Below are 15,074 nucleotides of genomic sequence, written 5' to 3'. Positions count from 1 at the left end.
TCCGGAAATGCGGAATGTCAACAGTGGAAATCTTTGCCTCATAGGTTTGAGTCAACGCCGGAAGGGCTGCAAAATTCGAGTTGAATCGTACTGGAAGGGTCTGGACTGTGAAGTCTCGAAACTTGGCTTCCCGTGGGGCTGTTGAGTCGAAGTCTCGAAACTCGGCGACCAACGAATCAGGTGCGTCGTGGTCAGGAGTGCGTGAAACGGCTGATGTTGCGCGAATGTTTATAGGGCCGTATGACGAAGCCTGCCAACGACCCGAATGCTTTTGCCTGAAATCCCGCTAGTAGCTGATGTCGTGGGCGCGGCCCAGTCTTCCTTGGTTGCTTCGGCGTTTAGTGTGCGAGACCCGCGCCGATTTCGACCACCAAAACTCCGGCTCCGATGAGCATTATCCCGACTGCCGTGAGTGGCGTGAGTGGTTCGTTGAAGAAGACGCGGGCCGAGACTGCCGTGAGTGCCACACCACAGGCTACCCAGATTCCGTACCCCACACCAAGAGCAATCCCCTCGCTTAACGCCAGGCTAAGGAAGACGAAAGCAGAAATATAGCCGGCAACTATGGGAATTAGCCAGAGTTTCTTCTTCAGTCCTTCCACAGCCCGCAAGGACATGGTGGCACTAACTTCCGTTACGATGGCCAGGCTCAGGAAAACCCAGCTCATAGCGCATCTTTCGCTTCTTGGAGGCGCTTGGCCTTCTGCGATCCAAGCTCGACTGTTACGACGCCCGCGAGGATACACAGCATGCCGAGCCCCATCAGCAAAGTATGGGTCTCGTCAAAGATAAGAGCGGACAAAATAGCCGTGGTGGTTACTCCACCTGCCCCCAGGCGCCGTAGGCAACGCTGATGGACATGCCGAGGCGCAGGCATATTGTCAGCAGTCCGAATGCTGCGATGTAGCCGACGACGACCAGCCCGTACCAGCCTGGCGCTTCTATGGCGGCTTTGAGGGCGAGGGTGGCGCTCACCTCTGTGAGGATGGCACCGCCGAGTGATAGCCATTTCTTCACTCTGCTTCTCCGCCCCGGGTCATCTCCATCAGTTGCGCCAAAATGGCGGATCGATCGGCGGCGCTTGGCCTAAGTCATGGCATGTTCAAGCCGTTTCGGTAGGCGGTGTTTTTGTTGGTGTTCCAGCCTGCGATGATGCCGGCGCCGAGCATGTGGTCGGTGAGGCGTGCGAAGCGGTAGCCGGGATCAGTGTCGAGGGCGAGCTGGAGATACTGATGTGCTTTGGATCCTCGGCCTTCCCACCAGTTGATGTAGCCGATGGTGGTGAGGATTGGTGCTGCGTGTTGTGGGCTGGTTCTGGTGTAGGCGTGGAGGAGGAGTTGTTGGGCCCATTCGACGCGTGACCACTGGGGTGCGGTCGCGGTTTGGGCGAAGAGGATGTGTTGGGGTGGTTCGTTGATGCCGGGGATGTCGGACATGAGCCGGTCGCGGATGTGGGGGAATTGGAAGTACGCGATCAGCGTGGCGCAGTCCTCGTCGGTGGGGAAGTCGTTTGAGTCGAGCATGCCTGTCCAGAGTTGGCTGGCTTGTAGCGCTGCTTGATGGGGTGCCTGGGCGCGGATGGTGTTCATGCGGTTTTCGACGGCTATGGCGTGGTCTGCGTCGCGGGTTGGCGCGGGGAGGACGATCCGGTTGGTGGGTTCGATGGTGCTGCCGCGGTAGATGAATTCGGCGTTGACTCGGCTGTATTCGGTGGTGCTGATGGGCAGGCTGATGTCCTGGCCTGGTTCGCTGTCGTAGGGGGAGTAGGTGTCGTCGCTGACGAAGATGCCCTCGCGGATGGTGATGCCGTTTTCGGCGAGGACTCCGGTCAGCGCGGCGATGGTGGCTGCGTGCGGTTTTGGCTGGCCAGGTTGGCAGGGCTGGGAGGTGTAGAGGGCGAAGACGATGCTCGAAGCTTGGGTATCGCTGGTGAGATAACTGCTGACGGTTCGGGCGTAGGGGAGTTCTGTTCCGGGTTGGCGGGGGAGGTCGATGCGGAGGGTGGCGCCGACCTTGCCTTGGTCCAGCGTGATGCAGACAAGGCTTTCTTGGGGCCAGAAGCCGAGGGTGTGCCCGATGAAGCTGAGTAGGTCTGCCGGGTCTTTGATGGTGAGCGCATTCATTGTCCTTTTCCTTTGTGCGTGGTACGTGTCTTTGGGCTCGTGGGCCGTTCTGATAAGGGACCTGTGCGCTGGTATGGGGCTGGAGTACAACTAAGGGGCCGGGCGGTGCCGGAAAGTCCGGAAGTGGCCAAACGAGTTAGGAACGCCGATCGACGATTCCAGGTCGGCACTAGCCTGCCATCACCACAGTTGCCCGGAGGCCCCCATCGATGATCGGGATATCAGAATGACAAACAGCGTTGTTGCTTCTGCCTATTCATGGGCTAACGGGGTGGGGCATCATGACGTGAGCGGACCTATTCTTGGCATCTTCCATCGGTTTGCGGGATCGCTGTGAGGGACGTGCCCGGGGCCCGCTTTCGGTCCGACATATGCGCCGTTATCGGCATGTTCATGGCTCGGCGCCTACTGAAAGCGGATCCTAAGGTCCGTGCAGGAGTTCAATGCCCACCCGTTAACCCGACAAGGAACCTGGCTGCGAACCTCTGAGAACGCACCTGGGCCAGGATTCGTAGAAACGAACAGCTGAGTTTTGGGGAAAGCGTCATTCTGCTCGGTACACCGTGGCGTATGCGAAGTTGTCACCTGAGGCGAGGCTCGGGAGGTCGCCGGTCTCGGACACTCCCGCGGATCGTTCGCTTGCCAGCGTCCGCGCGTAGTCAATGAGCGTCTGCCGCATCGCGTCCAAGGACACGGGCATCCACAAGCAGAACTCGGCGAGTTGATGGGTGATTTTTGTGTACTCTTGCCCGTCAAAGTCAACTCGAAGATCGACTCGCCCCGCAGAATGCTCTGGCACTAATGTGATCGCAACGCCTTCGTGGACGAACTCCGCGGCAAGTCGACCCATGTCGATTAGCCTGATTAGTCGCAGTTCGCCTTCAAGTAACCGCCACCGTCGGTTACCTCCGACCGGGTAACTCGACGGCGCCATAAGACGGTAGCTTGCCGTGTCGATCAATTCAGAATAGAAGGCAATCGCTGGGCTCGTAGGCTCCCAAACTCGCGCATCAGCACCCCAACTTGTTCCGGCGTCGCCCGCGACGTTGCGGCTACGAGGATGTCGCTCGGCCCGAGCGAATATGCTGCCGTACCCGAGCTCGAGCCATCGCAACGTTCGAGCAGGTCAGTGACTGCTGCCCAGTCTGGGGACGGCAGTGACATCGTATGTGCCTGCCGAACGGAGTCACCTTCGTCGACAATGCTGGTGGTTAGATAAGTCTCGACCTGTTCACCGCGCTGGCGTTGCCGTGCTAATCGTCCGGTCGTGGACTCCCGCAGCGGAGCCGGACGATTTTTGCACTCCAGCACCACCACACCGCCGCCGCTCCAACCTACGATGTCTCCGACACCAATAAGAGTGGTTATGTCGGCAATGATTGGGATGAAGCCAAGGCCGTAGAGCTTGTGGGCCTGCTCGAACACGAAATCGAAATCGACTCCTTGCGATGACAGCGACGCTGGCGGGCCTGGATGGCGCGAAAGAGAGCGGATAGTGTGTTCGGGCAGCAATTCGTGTACCAGCCCGTCTGCTATCACGCGCAGGAGATGGCGGTGCCATTTCGCCTCTGCCTTGTCGGTCCCCACTGTCGGACCTTCGGCTTCGATGATCGCGTCTGCCAGGCGCCGCTGCCAGTGCAGCACGTCGCCCTTTAAGGGGAGCGTTGCCAACTCGAGCAATAGTTCATGGCGGGTCTGGTCCCACGTAGCCGAATCTGACATGCACCCATTATGGCTGCAGGAAGGGGCACGGAATGCAGCGGAGGTTCCAGCGCCGGAGAGGGCCCTTGCAAGGTGGGCTCTGGCAAATGCGCCGGCTTTAGTAGGGGCGATCAAACGGGCACGTTGAGACGTCGTTTCTTTCGCTGGACGTCTCTCGCGCCGTGGGCAGCCAATGCCACCACCCACCGAGATGCGCAATGGGAAGTGTGGACGACTTCCCACTTCTCTCGCCGGCAGGCGAGCTTGGCTTTTTCGTCAACTCAAAGTAGTGACAAAGGCCAAGAATCGCCCTGAGTCCTGCCTAAGGCATCGCATAACCACTTGACGGGCTTCCGGAGAGAGGTGGTTGACGTCACATTCGGGTGTGTCTGTAAATAGCGGGCCCTATTTGGCTTCGGTTTTCGTGAACGCTCGAAGCAGTACGCCGCCGACGACATCGGGTGGACGACCTTAGGCCTAGCAAATGCAATTCTGCGTCGACTTCGAAAAAAGCGCCTTTTTGTTTTCCGTTTCTAAGCGCACAGGGGATGAGCCAGCCGCCTCACTTGGCCTGGGATAAACAGTCTCGTGAGAAATCACATGTTTCGTTGCCTCTCGATGGTGAGGCCCGGCAAAGGGATCCCAGCGGACGCTGAACACGCTGTGGGCAAACGCCTCGTTCAATAACTGGACCACCGTTGCCTCGTCTTTGCCTTCAAAAAGAGGCCGTCCAACTTTTCTGGCTGCTGGCTTACGAGTTGTGGTCTTATAGGTTGGTGACTGCCCTGCCATATCTGCACCTATTTATGACAAAGCTTCATACAAATGAAAGGCCTCTAATTTCATGCGCTATTATACATTCCGTGACAACAGATAACAAAGAACATGAAACGCCCGACACGGCACGCGAGAAATACAAGCATGCCTCAATGGTTGGGACATGGTTTCGGTCTGAAACCTTCTGGCAGGGTGTAGCCGCCAGTACGCTGTCCACCGGTATCATAGCGGTCGGTGTAGTTGTTGCTGCCTTCGTAACCCATGCTGTTGAGCTGGGTGCCGCCATACTGACCCTGATCAGCTTCGTTGCCGTGATCTCGGTCGCCTTCACTGTGATCCTTCTGATCCCAGCAGGTAAGAGGGCGATGGACCGCATCAAGTCCACGGTCGTTAACGAGGACGCTCATGTGTCACGCATAGGTGTTGTTGCTTCTGCGGTTGCGTCAGTCGCAGTACTGGTTATCAATTACTTCATCGGGATGTTCTAATCCCAATAAAGGCTTGTTAGCTTTCTATCGCTAGGTGGCTCTTCTCTTGCTCGTAGGCCAAGAGTGCCAGGTTGTCGAGTGCTTTGCTTGGATTGTTCAAGATTCCAGGACTGCGATCCAGTACCCAGAGTTCAGTGACGGACAGCTTCCGAACAGAGCAGACAGGTTCGCCTTGGGCATCCTTGTACTTCACGATCAACCATTCATCCATCTGCAGGGCTACGTTCTCGACATCCTTGACCGACTCCATCAACTGGTATGCGGTGTTGGCGTTGATCGCACTTATCTCGGCACGCTGTATGTTGACGGTGAAGTCTTTGGCCCACCGATCCGCAAAAACCGCCGCTTCACCCAGCTTGTTCTTGGCTGCCTGGTGCGCCTTCTGGCCGTCGTCGCCGTCCAACCAAGCTTTGAGTCTCAGCCGTAAAGATCCTCTGTCCACGCTCTCTATCTTCGTCCGACCGTAGCCAGCACCAGCCAGGACAACTTCCAATGCCTGGACAGCTTGGAAAGCAACCACAGCATCATCTGTGTCTAGGTAAACTCGGACAGTAATCGGCTCTGCCGCAGGAGCTTTGGTGAAGCCGTGAGCTAGCTGGTTTCTCAGGGCTCGAGAGATTCTGGTGGCAGCGCCAGAAGCAACCGCTTCAATCTGGATGGACTCATTGACGGTTGAACTCGGGCTTCTCTTTGCACCTTTATCTGTGACGAATCTGCCGGTCTTGGCTGACCGTGACACGGAGACAGATTTGCCAGACCCTCCCGCCGCCCTAAGGCCGCCATCCTTGCCACGTACGACGAAGCGATCGTTTTTCCCTTTGGAACCGTCAGCAAGGCTCTTGGGCGTCTTCCTTGAACTGTCACCGGGCAACATAGGCATGGCACGATCCTAGCAAGAGGGGTATTCGAAGATATGTTCTAATCTAAACTACGAAGCCTAAGCAAGACTCATAGACGTTCGCAAGCATGATGACGCAGATAGACGCCGACGAGAAGCACCCCAAGCCTGACGACGGCAAGATCATGCAGCTAGAGGCTGAGGCGCCGCCACTAGTGCGCGTGACGGAGATCTACGGTCGAGCGATCAAGTACACGCGGACTTACGGACTGGTCGAGTGGGTGGATGAAGGACGCTACTTCCACGTCCAGTGCTTCCCAGCTGGTCAGATCAAGCGAGTTGATAAGGAGACATGGAGAGGCCGGCCACTGTAGTCCGCAGTGAAAGAGAAACTAAACGGTAGACTCAGGCTCGCACGCTTTAAATAGGGGGAATAAGCATTGTCTACCGACACTTCAACAAACGTATTTCAGTCACAGAGATTCTGGACTTTTACAGCTAACGTGGCGGCTGGTCTGGTTGCATCAGTCATCGTGCTTTGCGGCCAAGGCTTGGGCGAGACATTCTCCGGCTACCTCAAAGACAACCAGAACATATTAGAGAACAGTGCATTCTATTGGCTGTTGGTCCTGCTGATAATACCCATCGCTGGGATCGCCTGGGGCATTTGGGAAGCAAAGAAGACTGATTCTGGTCGTACCAACAAGAGTGTGTTCCTGTTCTTGGGAGCGATGGGTTTCCTCCTCGTTACCGTTCTCCTAATAGGCTTCGCTCTCCTGGTGCTTCAGTCTGCGGTAAACATCCACAACCAAAGTTAAAGGGCAGCTCTCCCATGGCTGCCCTTTGAGTGATTACCGCCAGTTTCCAACATCCATGCCGTTGATCGGCACTCTTGCCAGCCAATGAGCCTTAGTGGCTACCCAGGTTCTGTACCTAGGTGCCGTGTATCGTTCCCAGTAGGCGTCCTGGCACGCGAAGTCGGTCTGCCAGTTGGGACAGTCGATCACGAGTTGGCCGTCGCGGTCCTGGCCAAGTCCCTTACAACCTCCGCTGTTCTGAGCGTCTAAACGGTTGCTGCTCTCCTTGAAATAGATGAAGGCCGTATCCTCCGCTTCAGTCTCGCTTGACGCTGGTTGGTTAGGTGCTGCTATTACAGTTTCAGCAGCCGGCTGCGGCGTTTCAGCCACTCGAACCGGCTCATTTACCGTCTTGGTTGGTTCAACGCTAACGACGGCGTTTAGCGAGCCTTTTTTGAACACCACTTGCATGTCACTGACGACTTGCTGTCGAGCGTCTGCATGGATGTTCGTGTACAGGAACCAGTTGGCTACGGTCGTGATGACCAGGGTGGCGAAGATTGCTAGAGCCAAGCTCAGATAGTAGGTGCTGCCGTTGAACTTCTATACCTTTAGTTCCTGTCGACGTGTTTCGTTGGTTGGTTTTGACATGTGATTGATTACCTTGCACATGAGGGCCTGGGTTGGCTGATGAGCATGCCAAATAGGCACCAGTTGGTTTGGCACTTCGTCGAAGACGACAACGTTGTTTCCGCGCTCGATGGCATGGTGCGGTTCACTGCCATGGTTTATAGCGATGCCCCGGGCCCTTTGAGTCCGCACGTCTACTGGTGGAACGGCAGAGGCTACGAGCAGCTGATTTCAGATCTCTGAGGAGGACGGTAGCCTGTCCATCCATGTTGGTCCCGAGTTTCAAGCTGTCCTCGAAACGGTGATGTCCAGCGACTGACGGCTTCTGAAGATATCCGTCAGCCCAGGAGGCGGGCCTTCTGGGCTGCGAACTCTTCCTCGCTCAGGATGCCGGCGTCACGGAGTCCGGCCAGTTTAATCAGTTCATCCGCAATGAGCCGGCCGTCCAGCGGTGGGAGTCCTTGGGCAACTGAGGCGGGTGGCGCGTTCCGACCGAAGTCCGGGTGTCCCCGGAACCATGCCTCGATCTTCTGGGTGACAGGGGCAGCCATGTGGATAGACGCCAGCTGAGTTCCATGACCTAGGATCCGAAAAGTCCATACCAAAGTGGTTTGCTCCCGATCGAGTGAGAACCCAGTGACGTCAGCAATCCTGACCTGGAATTCCTGGTCGAGATTCTTGTATGTGGCGGTGCCGTCACCGTTGTCAGTGATCTTGCCGGCTCCGAAACCGAGCTTGTACACGTGCGCCACGCTGGCCCCCTTCATAGGTTTTCAGGGATTCTGCCACAACGGAACCTCGAAAGTTCCGGTAAGGCCAATTTAGATCGAGTACTGGCAAATTTGAGACCGTATAGCGGCCCTCTAAGCTCTCATGAGGAGTTCGATGCGCGGGCGGCCGAGGTCAATGGGGGAACAACATGACGACTGCAACAAATGTGAAGTACATGACGAGGACCGTGAAGACGGTTCGAGGCATGGAGGCCAGGACCAGGACCAAGCTGGAGCAGGAGGGCTGGGAGTTTGTCTCCCAGACGCAGGGCAAGTTACGTACGGAGTTGACCTTCCGGAAACCGCAGGCTCCGGTGCCTTGGAAACTGCTGTCGATCGGCGCCGGTGTCGTTGGTGTCCTTATCATTGGCGCTCTTGTCATGGGTGCGCTTGAGGGTGGGGACAAACCGGCTTCGCCCGTTGAGGCTGCGACGCAGACTGCCTCACAGGAAGCTTAGGTTTCAGCCCAGGAAGCACCCTCTGAGTCAGCCACCCCATCGACGCTTCCGCCGGCTGCAGTTACGCCTGTTCCGGCGGTAGCGACACAGATTACCGTCGATGAGCTGTTTGACAAGCTCAACTCAGCCAAAATGGGCGGCACGAAGGTCGGGGACCGATTCGAGCTGACGGGTGAGCTTGTCTCGTCGAGGTATTGGACGACCGGAGCCTTTGGTGAGTTCAACGTTCTGCTGAACGCTAAGGGTGGCACCAACGATCTCATGGTGTTCATTGACGAAAAGGCAACAACCAGTTGGCGCGACGGTCAGAACGTCCACATGGTGGTGGAAATGGGTGAGGCTACCATCAAGGGCGAGACCACAGACGGCTGGCTGAGGGCGGTTTCCGCGGAAATTGTTCCGTAGCGGGGGAGGGAGTGTACCCGTGGACGATGAGTGTGCAGCGACGCGTCAGGTCGCCGTCTTCGGTGTTGATTGAGCAAAAATATAGTGTGGACACTGTCCATACTTTCCGCAGCGGATTGGATGATACAACCTCCGGACTGGACCGAATTGCGCATGTTTCCGAGGGAGCCCAGCCTTTGCGAGGCCTAGAATCCCGTTCGAGTCCCACCTCGGGCACGGCATACCCCCTCGTCAGAGGGGTTTTTGCTCTAGCGTGTGTACATTCTGGTGGTCAGGTCCAGGGCCGTGGCTGGTTGGCCCTCCGCTTGCTCTGAACTGGAGGTAGGGTCCTCTCTTGGTGCGTTCGGTAGGACGTGGTTGGCCTTACACCTCTTCATGGATGTGAGGGCTGAGTGCGACATGACTTCGAGGAACTGCGCAGATGCCGCCTGGATCCGGCTATCTTTTGGCGTGAGCAGACCGGGGCTGCATTGTCAGGGTAAAGCGGGTGGGGACAAGGCCCGATAGAGCCCGGCTATGCAGCAGACCTGAAGGTCCCGTCTCAAACCGAAGACACTCGGCGGAAGCACCACATAGCCGAGTGTCTTCGGGCCCCGGCGTCTTGGCCGGCGGGAAAGGCTGGCCCTCTGAGGAGCAGCTGTAGCTACTTCCCGCCCGGTTGGTGCGGGAAGACCAGCAGCGTGCTTGTTGCAGTGGCGAGGAGTTTTCCGTCGGCGGTGCTGAGGCGTCCTTCGGTGAAGATTGCCCGCGGGCCTGCTTTGACAACTGACCCCTCCGCGCGCAGCGCGCCTTTTTGAAGCGTGATGGGCCGCAGGTACTTGACCGCCAGATCGATAGAGGTGTACCCGATCCCTGCATCCAAGGTGGTGTGTGCCGCGCAGCCGAGCACCGTGTCCAGGAGCGTGCATGCCAGGCCGCCGTGCACCATGCCGAGCGGGTTGTAATGCGCTTCGCCCGGCCAGCACTGGAACTCGACGTGTCCGAACTTCGCGTCGACGAGATCGAATTTCATGAGCGAAGCGATCGGCGGCGGCGCAATGCTGCCATCGCGGAGACCGGAAAAGTAGTCAATACCCGACAGCCGTGGCAGCTTTTCGAGCGCGATTGCCGGATCAATCCACGTGAATGTTTCAGAGCGTTGTGCGGAGGCGTCGGTTGTCACAGGTTTCTCCTTTGGGCTCTCATGACTTCCCGTTTTGCTGCGGTCATACCGGGGTGCTGGCTGCCAATGCGGGGTACAGATCCGAGATCGGCCCAGATAGGCCGAGCTTCACCCCTGCGCTGATTTCGTCCACGATGACCTCGTAGTCACCCTGTTCAAGCCCATCGAAGGACTTCCGTGCGGCTTCCTCGGCCGAGGTCTTCGGGGCATTGACGCCCTCGGCCATGGCTGTGTCCATGTAGCCGACGTGAACACCCGTGACCTGCGTGCCTTGGGGCGCCAATTCCTGGCGGAAGGAGTTAGTCGCCGACCACAGCCCGGCCTTTGACGCACTGTAGGCGCCGGTGAGGGCGATCCAGCTGAGCACCGAGTGAATGTTGAGTACCGCTGAAGTCCCGCTGGCAGCGAGGACCGGTGCGAATGCCCTGGTCAAGGCAACCGGCCCGAAGAAGTTTGTCTCCATGATTTCGCGGAACTTCTCGTCGGAGAGAGTCAGGAACGTGTCCGATTCGACGCTGATGCCGGCGTTGTTGATCAGAACGGTGACGTCCTGGGCCTGAGTAACTGCGGTCCGGATCGAGTCAGGGTTGGTGACATCGAGGGCGAGGGGGACGACTCGGGAGTCGCTCCACTCCTGCGGTCGGCGTGCCGTTGCATAAACCTTCGCGGCACCCCGGGCGAGGGCCTGTTCCACGAGCTCGCGGCCCAAACCTCCATTCGCGCCGGTAACGAGGACGACGGCGCCAGCTAGCAATGACATGGATTCTCCTGAATTCAGATTGGAGGCGACGCGGTCGTCGCGACCTCAGAGCATCAGAGTAACGGAGTAAGTTGGATTTTCCAACCTACTTGTATACTTGAGGAAAATAGCGAAAGCAGGTGACAGGTGAACCGATCGATCGACAAGGAACTTGATGGGCCCCGGGCGTGTTTTATCGCGGCGGGGCTCGACGTTCTGGGGGAGCGGTGGGCGCTCCTGGCGCTCCGCGAAATGTCCCTGGGCGTACACCGGTTCGATCAGATCGCGCGGAATACCGGGGCGTCCCGTGACATACTTACGGGCCGGCTGCGCACTCTCGAAAGCCGCGGCGTGATTGAGCGCGTCCAGTACTCCGAGCACCCCCCGCGCTACGAATACCACCTCACAACTTCCGGGGCCGAAGTAGCCCCCATCCTCATTTCACTCGCAGCATGGAGCAGTGCGTGGATGCGCGACGAGACTCCCCGTGCTTCCTACCAGCACAGTTGCGGTGCCGACCTGCAACCAGTGGTGTCGTGTGCGGTGTGCGGTGAGGAATTCGCCCAAGGAAGCCTGATGCTCGGGCCGCTTGTGTCAGCGGCTGGTTCGGAGCCGGCGTCAGAGGATTAGGAACAGACAGGCAAGAGGACGACGGCGGTACCTCCCGCCGTCGTCCTCTTGCCCTACTGATCCTGAACCAACTGTCTAGCCCTGGTGCCTTTGCAGCGCCCGCCCCAGTCGTGCAGCCGCTTCCTCAAGCTTTGCGGCGGGAACGTCACCGTACGCCGGGCTCAGATGCCGATCAGCGTCAGTGCACACATGGAATGAGCGCCTATGCAAGGTCAGCAACTAGCTGCATGGACAGTGAAAAACTGCGAGTGCAGCCCCCTGTAAAGGGCGGACGCGCTGGCAGTAGGGACCGGAGTCCGGGACAACCCGCTTGGCAGCCCCCGAGCTGTTTGCGCCTCCAAACAACGAAGCTGAATTGATCTAACCGAACAGGGTTTGCTCGAGCCCAGGCTCAAACTCATCATGGTGTCGGTGATAAGTCGTCAGTGCTCGTGACGGCCGACGAAGTGTGGTGATCAACCCTCGGAACCATGCGTACGGCCCGCTAAGTACCTCGTCCGGCTTCTGCAAGGAATCTAAAGGCGCTCCACGGCCTCGAAACCAATCGGCAGTCCTGTCGATGCCGGGCTGCGAACGATGGCTGACGCTGCTGTCCCGCACGGAACACAGCCTGTCCGTCACAAGAAAGGCATGCCAATTCCTGACGGGTTGCTCTCTGCTCTTCCGGAAGTAGCCCGGCAAATTCTGTTGCGGTCCATTCCTTGCCATCCAATATGCTTTTTGCCATATACAAGGTGCCTCCTCGTGTATTGCTAACTGAAGTTCGAACGGCCATCAAGAAGCTCCGCCGTCGGCCACCTTGCGACCGCCGGTATGCAGCGAGCCCGTGTCAGTCACCAGCCTGGGCGGGATAAGTTTCGGTACCTCATTGCGTGCAATCTTTGATATGGAGACGATTCGGCCGTCTGAATGTCGGGGCCGCAGGTAGCCCCTGCGGCCCTGACTGGCCTTCAGGTCTGTTATTTCGAGCTGGGTCGTCCGGGGATATGGCTAAGAATGGACTTGGAGAAGCCGCCATCGACGCAGATATCTTGACCGGTGACATAGCCGGATAGTGGGCTTACGAGAAATTCGATCACGTTGGCGATATCCATCGGATCTCCTATTCTTGCGAGCGGGATAATTTCCTCCCGTGCCTTCTTGATTTTGGGATCTTCATACATTTTTTCGGTCATCCGGGTATGGGTCATGCCGGGGGAGACCACGTTGACGCGGATGCCGTCGGGTGCCCATTCCAATGCCAGTGTCTGGGCCAACATTGTCAGCGCGGCCTTGCTTGGGCTGTAAGCGCCGGATCCCGCGTGCGGTTGTTGACCGGACATGGACGAGGTGAAGCAGGCGGCGCCGTGGCTGTCCTTCAGGTGCTGGTAACTTGCTTTGGCTAGAAGCCATGGGCCGCGCAGGTTGACGGAGAACATGGCGTCCCAGTCTTCAAGGGAGACGTCGCATATGGGTCCGGGGTTGGCGATCCCGGCGTTGGCTACCAGCGCGTCCAGGCCACCGAATTCTGCAACTGCAGCTTTGACCAGCTGGCTGGGCACATTGGGGTCGCCGAGATCACCTGCCAGTGCGATGGCAGCGCCTCCCATAGCCTGGATTGAACGAACGACCTGCTCTTGGCTGCTGTTTGGTTCGTGTCCGCAGACAGCAATCATTGGCTGCTCACCGCGCGCAATGGCTGCCTCCGCGAGTCTCATGGATGCTGCTGCGCCGATTCCGCTGCTTCCGCCACTGACCAAAGCCCTCATGACACAAACTCCTCTTTCAAGGTTGTTTCGCATTGAAAATTAGACCTCAACAATGCTGGTTTCTTCCATGCTCAAATAAATTCTTTGTGGGTCCCGGTTGCCGGCGTGAGGGACTAACTCTCCAGTTCCCATCCGTGGTTCTTGAGGTCCTGCATTGCTTTCGCAAATTCGTGGACCGGATTGTCTTCACGGATGATCTCCAGCACGACATTCCCGACGCCGCACGTGTCCTTGACGGCGTCGCCCAGCCCATCCCAGTCGATGACCCCCGTGCCGATGGGGTCGTGACCCCAAGTGTCCACACCGGTGTCGGAAATGTGCACCAGTCCGATGGCCGCCGACGAGGCTTCTCCTTATTTCGCATGTGATAAATCCTGACTAAAGGCGGGTAGCGGTCGGCGCCAAAGCGAATTAGCGGGTGTGATTTGCGACGGGCTACGGCCAATGTTAGCGTGGCATTTCAATCTGGAGTTTTCTCGGTCATCCGATTGCGTAACTGTGAAAGGATCGTTTTGGGGGCGGTTTTCAGCACGACAATGTTCATGATTGCGTTCTTGGTTGTAGCAGGCCTAATTCAAATGCTGGCATCGCAGGTTAAGTCCGGCGATTCGAAGCCAAACTATACGTTTGGCATCCGCTCGAAGGCTACTCTGTCGTCTGAGCGTGCATGGAACGCAGCACGCGCGTCAGCTCTAGGTGCTCTGAAAGCTATTCCGGTGATGCTCATCGGTTTTGTGGCAACATTGTGGGTCATATTTGCAGTACTACCCAAGGATGATTCAAGTGTTCCGTGGATCTTCTTCTCGGGCATGGGGTTCACGGCCATCATGGTGGCCCTGCTCATGCACATGTACTACAAAGCTGGCGATGAATAATTCAAAGCGATGATCAGTCCATAACTAAATTTCTCTTCTTTAATATTGGGGGATATTGTTTTTTATAGTTCTTCAAGTCGAACTTTAAGCAACAGCCTGGCTATGTTGCTATCTCTTCTGCTTGGCCCGGTTGGTATCTCGTCCGCTCAAGCATCTGTAGCTACCACTGTTTCAACGAAGAAGGCAGATTTCCGAGGAAACTACAGTGGCTTCCCTTAAAGCAAGTCGGCACCGGCTGGAACGCCATGAACCTGGTCAGCACCCCCGGGCGACTTCAACGGGGACCGTAAGCCAGATGTCTTGGCCCGCGACAGTGCAGGTGACCTGTGGATTTTGTAGATGATCCGAGGGTCTATCTGCGGGGTAGGCGGCGTGAGTACAGGCCGGGGTAGTCGATGATGAAACCGTCAGGATCGACCGTGATGTTGCAGGTGAAGTCGCTGTCCAGGGATTCATAGAGATACAGATTGACGGCGCTTCTCGTGTACGCCTGCGGGTCTGGCAGCACCCGGAGCGAGGGAGCTTCGATATAGGCCGTGGTGATCTCGGCCCGGGATCCAATGGCGAGGTTGAGACGCCGGATCGGCAGGGTGTTGGTGAAGGGGCTGAATCCCAGGTCGATGTCGATGGCGCCCTCCAGGTCCGGGCGTCGCTCGCCATTGACGCCCCAGGTTCCGTCATTGCCTCGCTGGACCTCCAGCCTCCGACTGTCGTGACCGTGAAGCGTGAGCTTACGAAAGACCCATTGGTCATCAAGGGTGACCTCATACTCGGAGCGCCCCTCACAGGAGGTGATGATGGATCGAGCCCGGAGACTTTTGCCCAACGTAAATGTGAGCCGTTCGACGCTGCGCGTCTGCATGCCATACCAGGTGTAGTCCACCGCCAGTTCCTCCCACCGCATCCGTGATAGCAACAGTTTCTGTGGAAGCT

The 15,074-nt window shown here is 57.6% G+C and carries 22 protein-coding genes and 1 pseudogene; 9 read left to right on the top strand and 14 right to left on the bottom strand.

Annotated features, from left to right (window positions below; all coding sequences use genetic code 11):
- Positions 1–338 precede the first annotated feature (338 nt).
- The 5 genes from NEK97_RS02515 to NEK97_RS02495 form a co-directional block, all read right to left on the bottom strand.
- Positions 339–668, bottom strand: a complete 330-nt coding sequence (locus NEK97_RS02515) for a multidrug efflux SMR transporter (RefSeq protein WP_257368288.1) — start codon at positions 666–668, stop codon at positions 339–341.
- A 148-nt stretch (positions 669–816) separates the two neighbouring features.
- Complete coding sequence (locus NEK97_RS19805) at positions 817–1,017, bottom strand: SMR family transporter (protein ID WP_308292435.1); 201 nt, start codon at positions 1,015–1,017, stop codon at positions 817–819.
- A 74-nt stretch (positions 1,018–1,091) separates the two neighbouring features.
- The gene (locus tag NEK97_RS02505) at positions 1,092–2,123 is read right to left on the bottom strand and encodes a DUF4192 domain-containing protein (RefSeq protein ID WP_257368287.1); all 1,032 of its coding nucleotides are present in this window, start codon (positions 2,121–2,123) and stop codon (positions 1,092–1,094) included.
- A 544-nt stretch (positions 2,124–2,667) separates the two neighbouring features.
- Positions 2,668–2,973, bottom strand: a complete 306-nt coding sequence (locus NEK97_RS02500; protein ID WP_257368286.1) for a hypothetical protein — start codon at positions 2,971–2,973, stop codon at positions 2,668–2,670.
- A 107-nt stretch (positions 2,974–3,080) separates the two neighbouring features.
- The gene (locus NEK97_RS02495) at positions 3,081–3,845 is read right to left on the bottom strand and encodes a hypothetical protein (RefSeq protein WP_257368285.1); all 765 of its coding nucleotides are present in this window, start codon (positions 3,843–3,845) and stop codon (positions 3,081–3,083) included.
- An 842-nt stretch (positions 3,846–4,687) separates the two neighbouring features.
- On the opposite strand from NEK97_RS02495, the gene NEK97_RS02490 reads away from it, so the two are divergent.
- Positions 4,688–5,089 carry a hypothetical protein gene (locus NEK97_RS02490; RefSeq protein ID WP_257368284.1) on the top strand — a complete coding sequence of 134 codons (402 nt, stop codon included), beginning with the start codon at positions 4,688–4,690 and terminating at the stop codon, positions 5,087–5,089.
- Positions 5,090–5,105: 16 nt separating this feature from the next.
- Here the strand turns inward: NEK97_RS02490 and NEK97_RS02485 are convergent, their stop codons facing one another.
- Positions 5,106–5,969, bottom strand: a complete 864-nt coding sequence (locus NEK97_RS02485) for a hypothetical protein (protein WP_257368283.1) — start codon at positions 5,967–5,969, stop codon at positions 5,106–5,108.
- Between the two features lie 86 nt (positions 5,970–6,055).
- On the opposite strand from NEK97_RS02485, the gene NEK97_RS02480 reads away from it, so the two are divergent.
- Positions 6,056–6,301 (top strand): hypothetical protein, encoded by a 246-nt coding sequence (locus NEK97_RS02480; protein ID WP_257368282.1) that lies wholly within the window; start codon positions 6,056–6,058, stop codon positions 6,299–6,301.
- A 66-nt stretch (positions 6,302–6,367) separates the two neighbouring features.
- Entirely contained in the window at positions 6,368–6,745 is a 378-nt protein-coding gene (locus tag NEK97_RS02475) for a hypothetical protein (RefSeq protein WP_257368281.1), read from the top strand.
- 33 nt (positions 6,746–6,778) lie between these two features.
- Here the strand turns inward: NEK97_RS02475 and NEK97_RS02470 are convergent, their stop codons facing one another.
- Entirely contained in the window at positions 6,779–7,297 is a 519-nt protein-coding gene (locus NEK97_RS02470) for a hypothetical protein (protein WP_257368280.1), read from the bottom strand.
- Positions 7,298–7,414: 117 nt separating this feature from the next.
- On the opposite strand from NEK97_RS02470, the gene NEK97_RS02465 reads away from it, so the two are divergent.
- The gene (locus NEK97_RS02465) at positions 7,415–7,597 is read left to right on the top strand and encodes a hypothetical protein (protein ID WP_257368279.1); all 183 of its coding nucleotides are present in this window, start codon (positions 7,415–7,417) and stop codon (positions 7,595–7,597) included.
- Between the two features lie 95 nt (positions 7,598–7,692).
- Here the strand turns inward: NEK97_RS02465 and NEK97_RS19890 are convergent, their stop codons facing one another.
- Positions 7,693–8,106 (bottom strand): SHOCT domain-containing protein, encoded by a 414-nt coding sequence (locus tag NEK97_RS19890; protein ID WP_257368278.1) that lies wholly within the window; start codon positions 8,104–8,106, stop codon positions 7,693–7,695.
- 167 nt (positions 8,107–8,273) lie between these two features.
- On the opposite strand from NEK97_RS19890, the gene NEK97_RS02455 reads away from it, so the two are divergent.
- Complete coding sequence (locus tag NEK97_RS02455; protein ID WP_257368277.1) at positions 8,274–8,582, top strand: hypothetical protein; 309 nt, start codon at positions 8,274–8,276, stop codon at positions 8,580–8,582.
- Between the two features lie 132 nt (positions 8,583–8,714).
- Positions 8,715–8,987 (top strand): hypothetical protein, encoded by a 273-nt coding sequence (locus NEK97_RS02450; protein WP_257368276.1) that lies wholly within the window; start codon positions 8,715–8,717, stop codon positions 8,985–8,987.
- Between the two features lie 643 nt (positions 8,988–9,630).
- On the opposite strand, the gene NEK97_RS02445 is transcribed toward NEK97_RS02450, so the two are convergent.
- Positions 9,631–10,149 (bottom strand): PaaI family thioesterase, encoded by a 519-nt coding sequence (locus NEK97_RS02445; protein ID WP_257368275.1) that lies wholly within the window; start codon positions 10,147–10,149, stop codon positions 9,631–9,633.
- A gap of 43 nt (positions 10,150–10,192) precedes the next feature.
- Positions 10,193–10,909: an SDR family oxidoreductase gene (locus NEK97_RS02440; protein ID WP_257368274.1), complete on the bottom strand. Its 717-nt coding sequence runs from the start codon at positions 10,907–10,909 to the stop codon at positions 10,193–10,195.
- A 126-nt stretch (positions 10,910–11,035) separates the two neighbouring features.
- On the opposite strand from NEK97_RS02440, the gene NEK97_RS02435 reads away from it, so the two are divergent.
- Positions 11,036–11,518, top strand: coding sequence for a helix-turn-helix domain-containing protein (locus NEK97_RS02435; RefSeq protein ID WP_257368273.1), 483 nt, complete (start codon positions 11,036–11,038; stop codon positions 11,516–11,518).
- A 484-nt stretch (positions 11,519–12,002) separates the two neighbouring features.
- Here the strand turns inward: NEK97_RS02435 and NEK97_RS19935 are convergent, their stop codons facing one another.
- The 3 genes from NEK97_RS19935 to NEK97_RS02425 form a co-directional block, all read right to left on the bottom strand.
- Positions 12,003–12,245 carry a competence protein CoiA family protein gene (locus tag NEK97_RS19935; protein WP_374111503.1) on the bottom strand — a complete coding sequence of 81 codons (243 nt, stop codon included), beginning with the start codon at positions 12,243–12,245 and terminating at the stop codon, positions 12,003–12,005.
- Positions 12,246–12,477: 232 nt separating this feature from the next.
- Positions 12,478–13,299 carry an SDR family NAD(P)-dependent oxidoreductase gene (locus tag NEK97_RS02430; protein WP_257368272.1) on the bottom strand — a complete coding sequence of 274 codons (822 nt, stop codon included), beginning with the start codon at positions 13,297–13,299 and terminating at the stop codon, positions 12,478–12,480.
- Positions 13,300–13,379: 80 nt separating this feature from the next.
- Positions 13,380–13,589 carry a sugar phosphate isomerase/epimerase gene (locus NEK97_RS02425; protein ID WP_257368271.1) on the bottom strand — a complete coding sequence of 70 codons (210 nt, stop codon included), beginning with the start codon at positions 13,587–13,589 and terminating at the stop codon, positions 13,380–13,382.
- A 129-nt stretch (positions 13,590–13,718) separates the two neighbouring features.
- Here NEK97_RS02425 and NEK97_RS02420 point away from each other — a divergent pair, with 129 nt between their 5' ends.
- Both NEK97_RS02420 and NEK97_RS19930 read left to right on the top strand, forming a co-directional pair.
- Positions 13,719–14,141, top strand: coding sequence for an SdpI family protein (locus NEK97_RS02420; protein ID WP_257368270.1), 423 nt, complete (start codon positions 13,719–13,721; stop codon positions 14,139–14,141).
- Positions 14,142–14,432: 291 nt separating this feature from the next.
- Positions 14,433–14,480: pseudogene (locus NEK97_RS19930) on the top strand (hypothetical protein); the annotation flags it as partial.
- A 13-nt stretch (positions 14,481–14,493) separates the two neighbouring features.
- Here NEK97_RS19930 and NEK97_RS02415 read toward each other — a convergent pair.
- On the bottom strand, positions 14,494–15,024 hold the full coding sequence (locus tag NEK97_RS02415) for a putative glycolipid-binding domain-containing protein (protein WP_257368269.1): 531 nt from the start codon (positions 15,022–15,024) through the stop codon (positions 14,494–14,496).
- Between the last annotated feature and the right edge of the window lie 50 nt (positions 15,025–15,074).

Source organism: Paenarthrobacter sp. UW852 (assembly GCF_024608385.1).
Lineage (GTDB): Bacteria > Actinomycetota > Actinomycetes > Actinomycetales > Micrococcaceae > Arthrobacter.
Note: the sequence above shows the minus strand (reverse complement) of the source record. Positions and strands in the feature narration are given on the sequence as shown.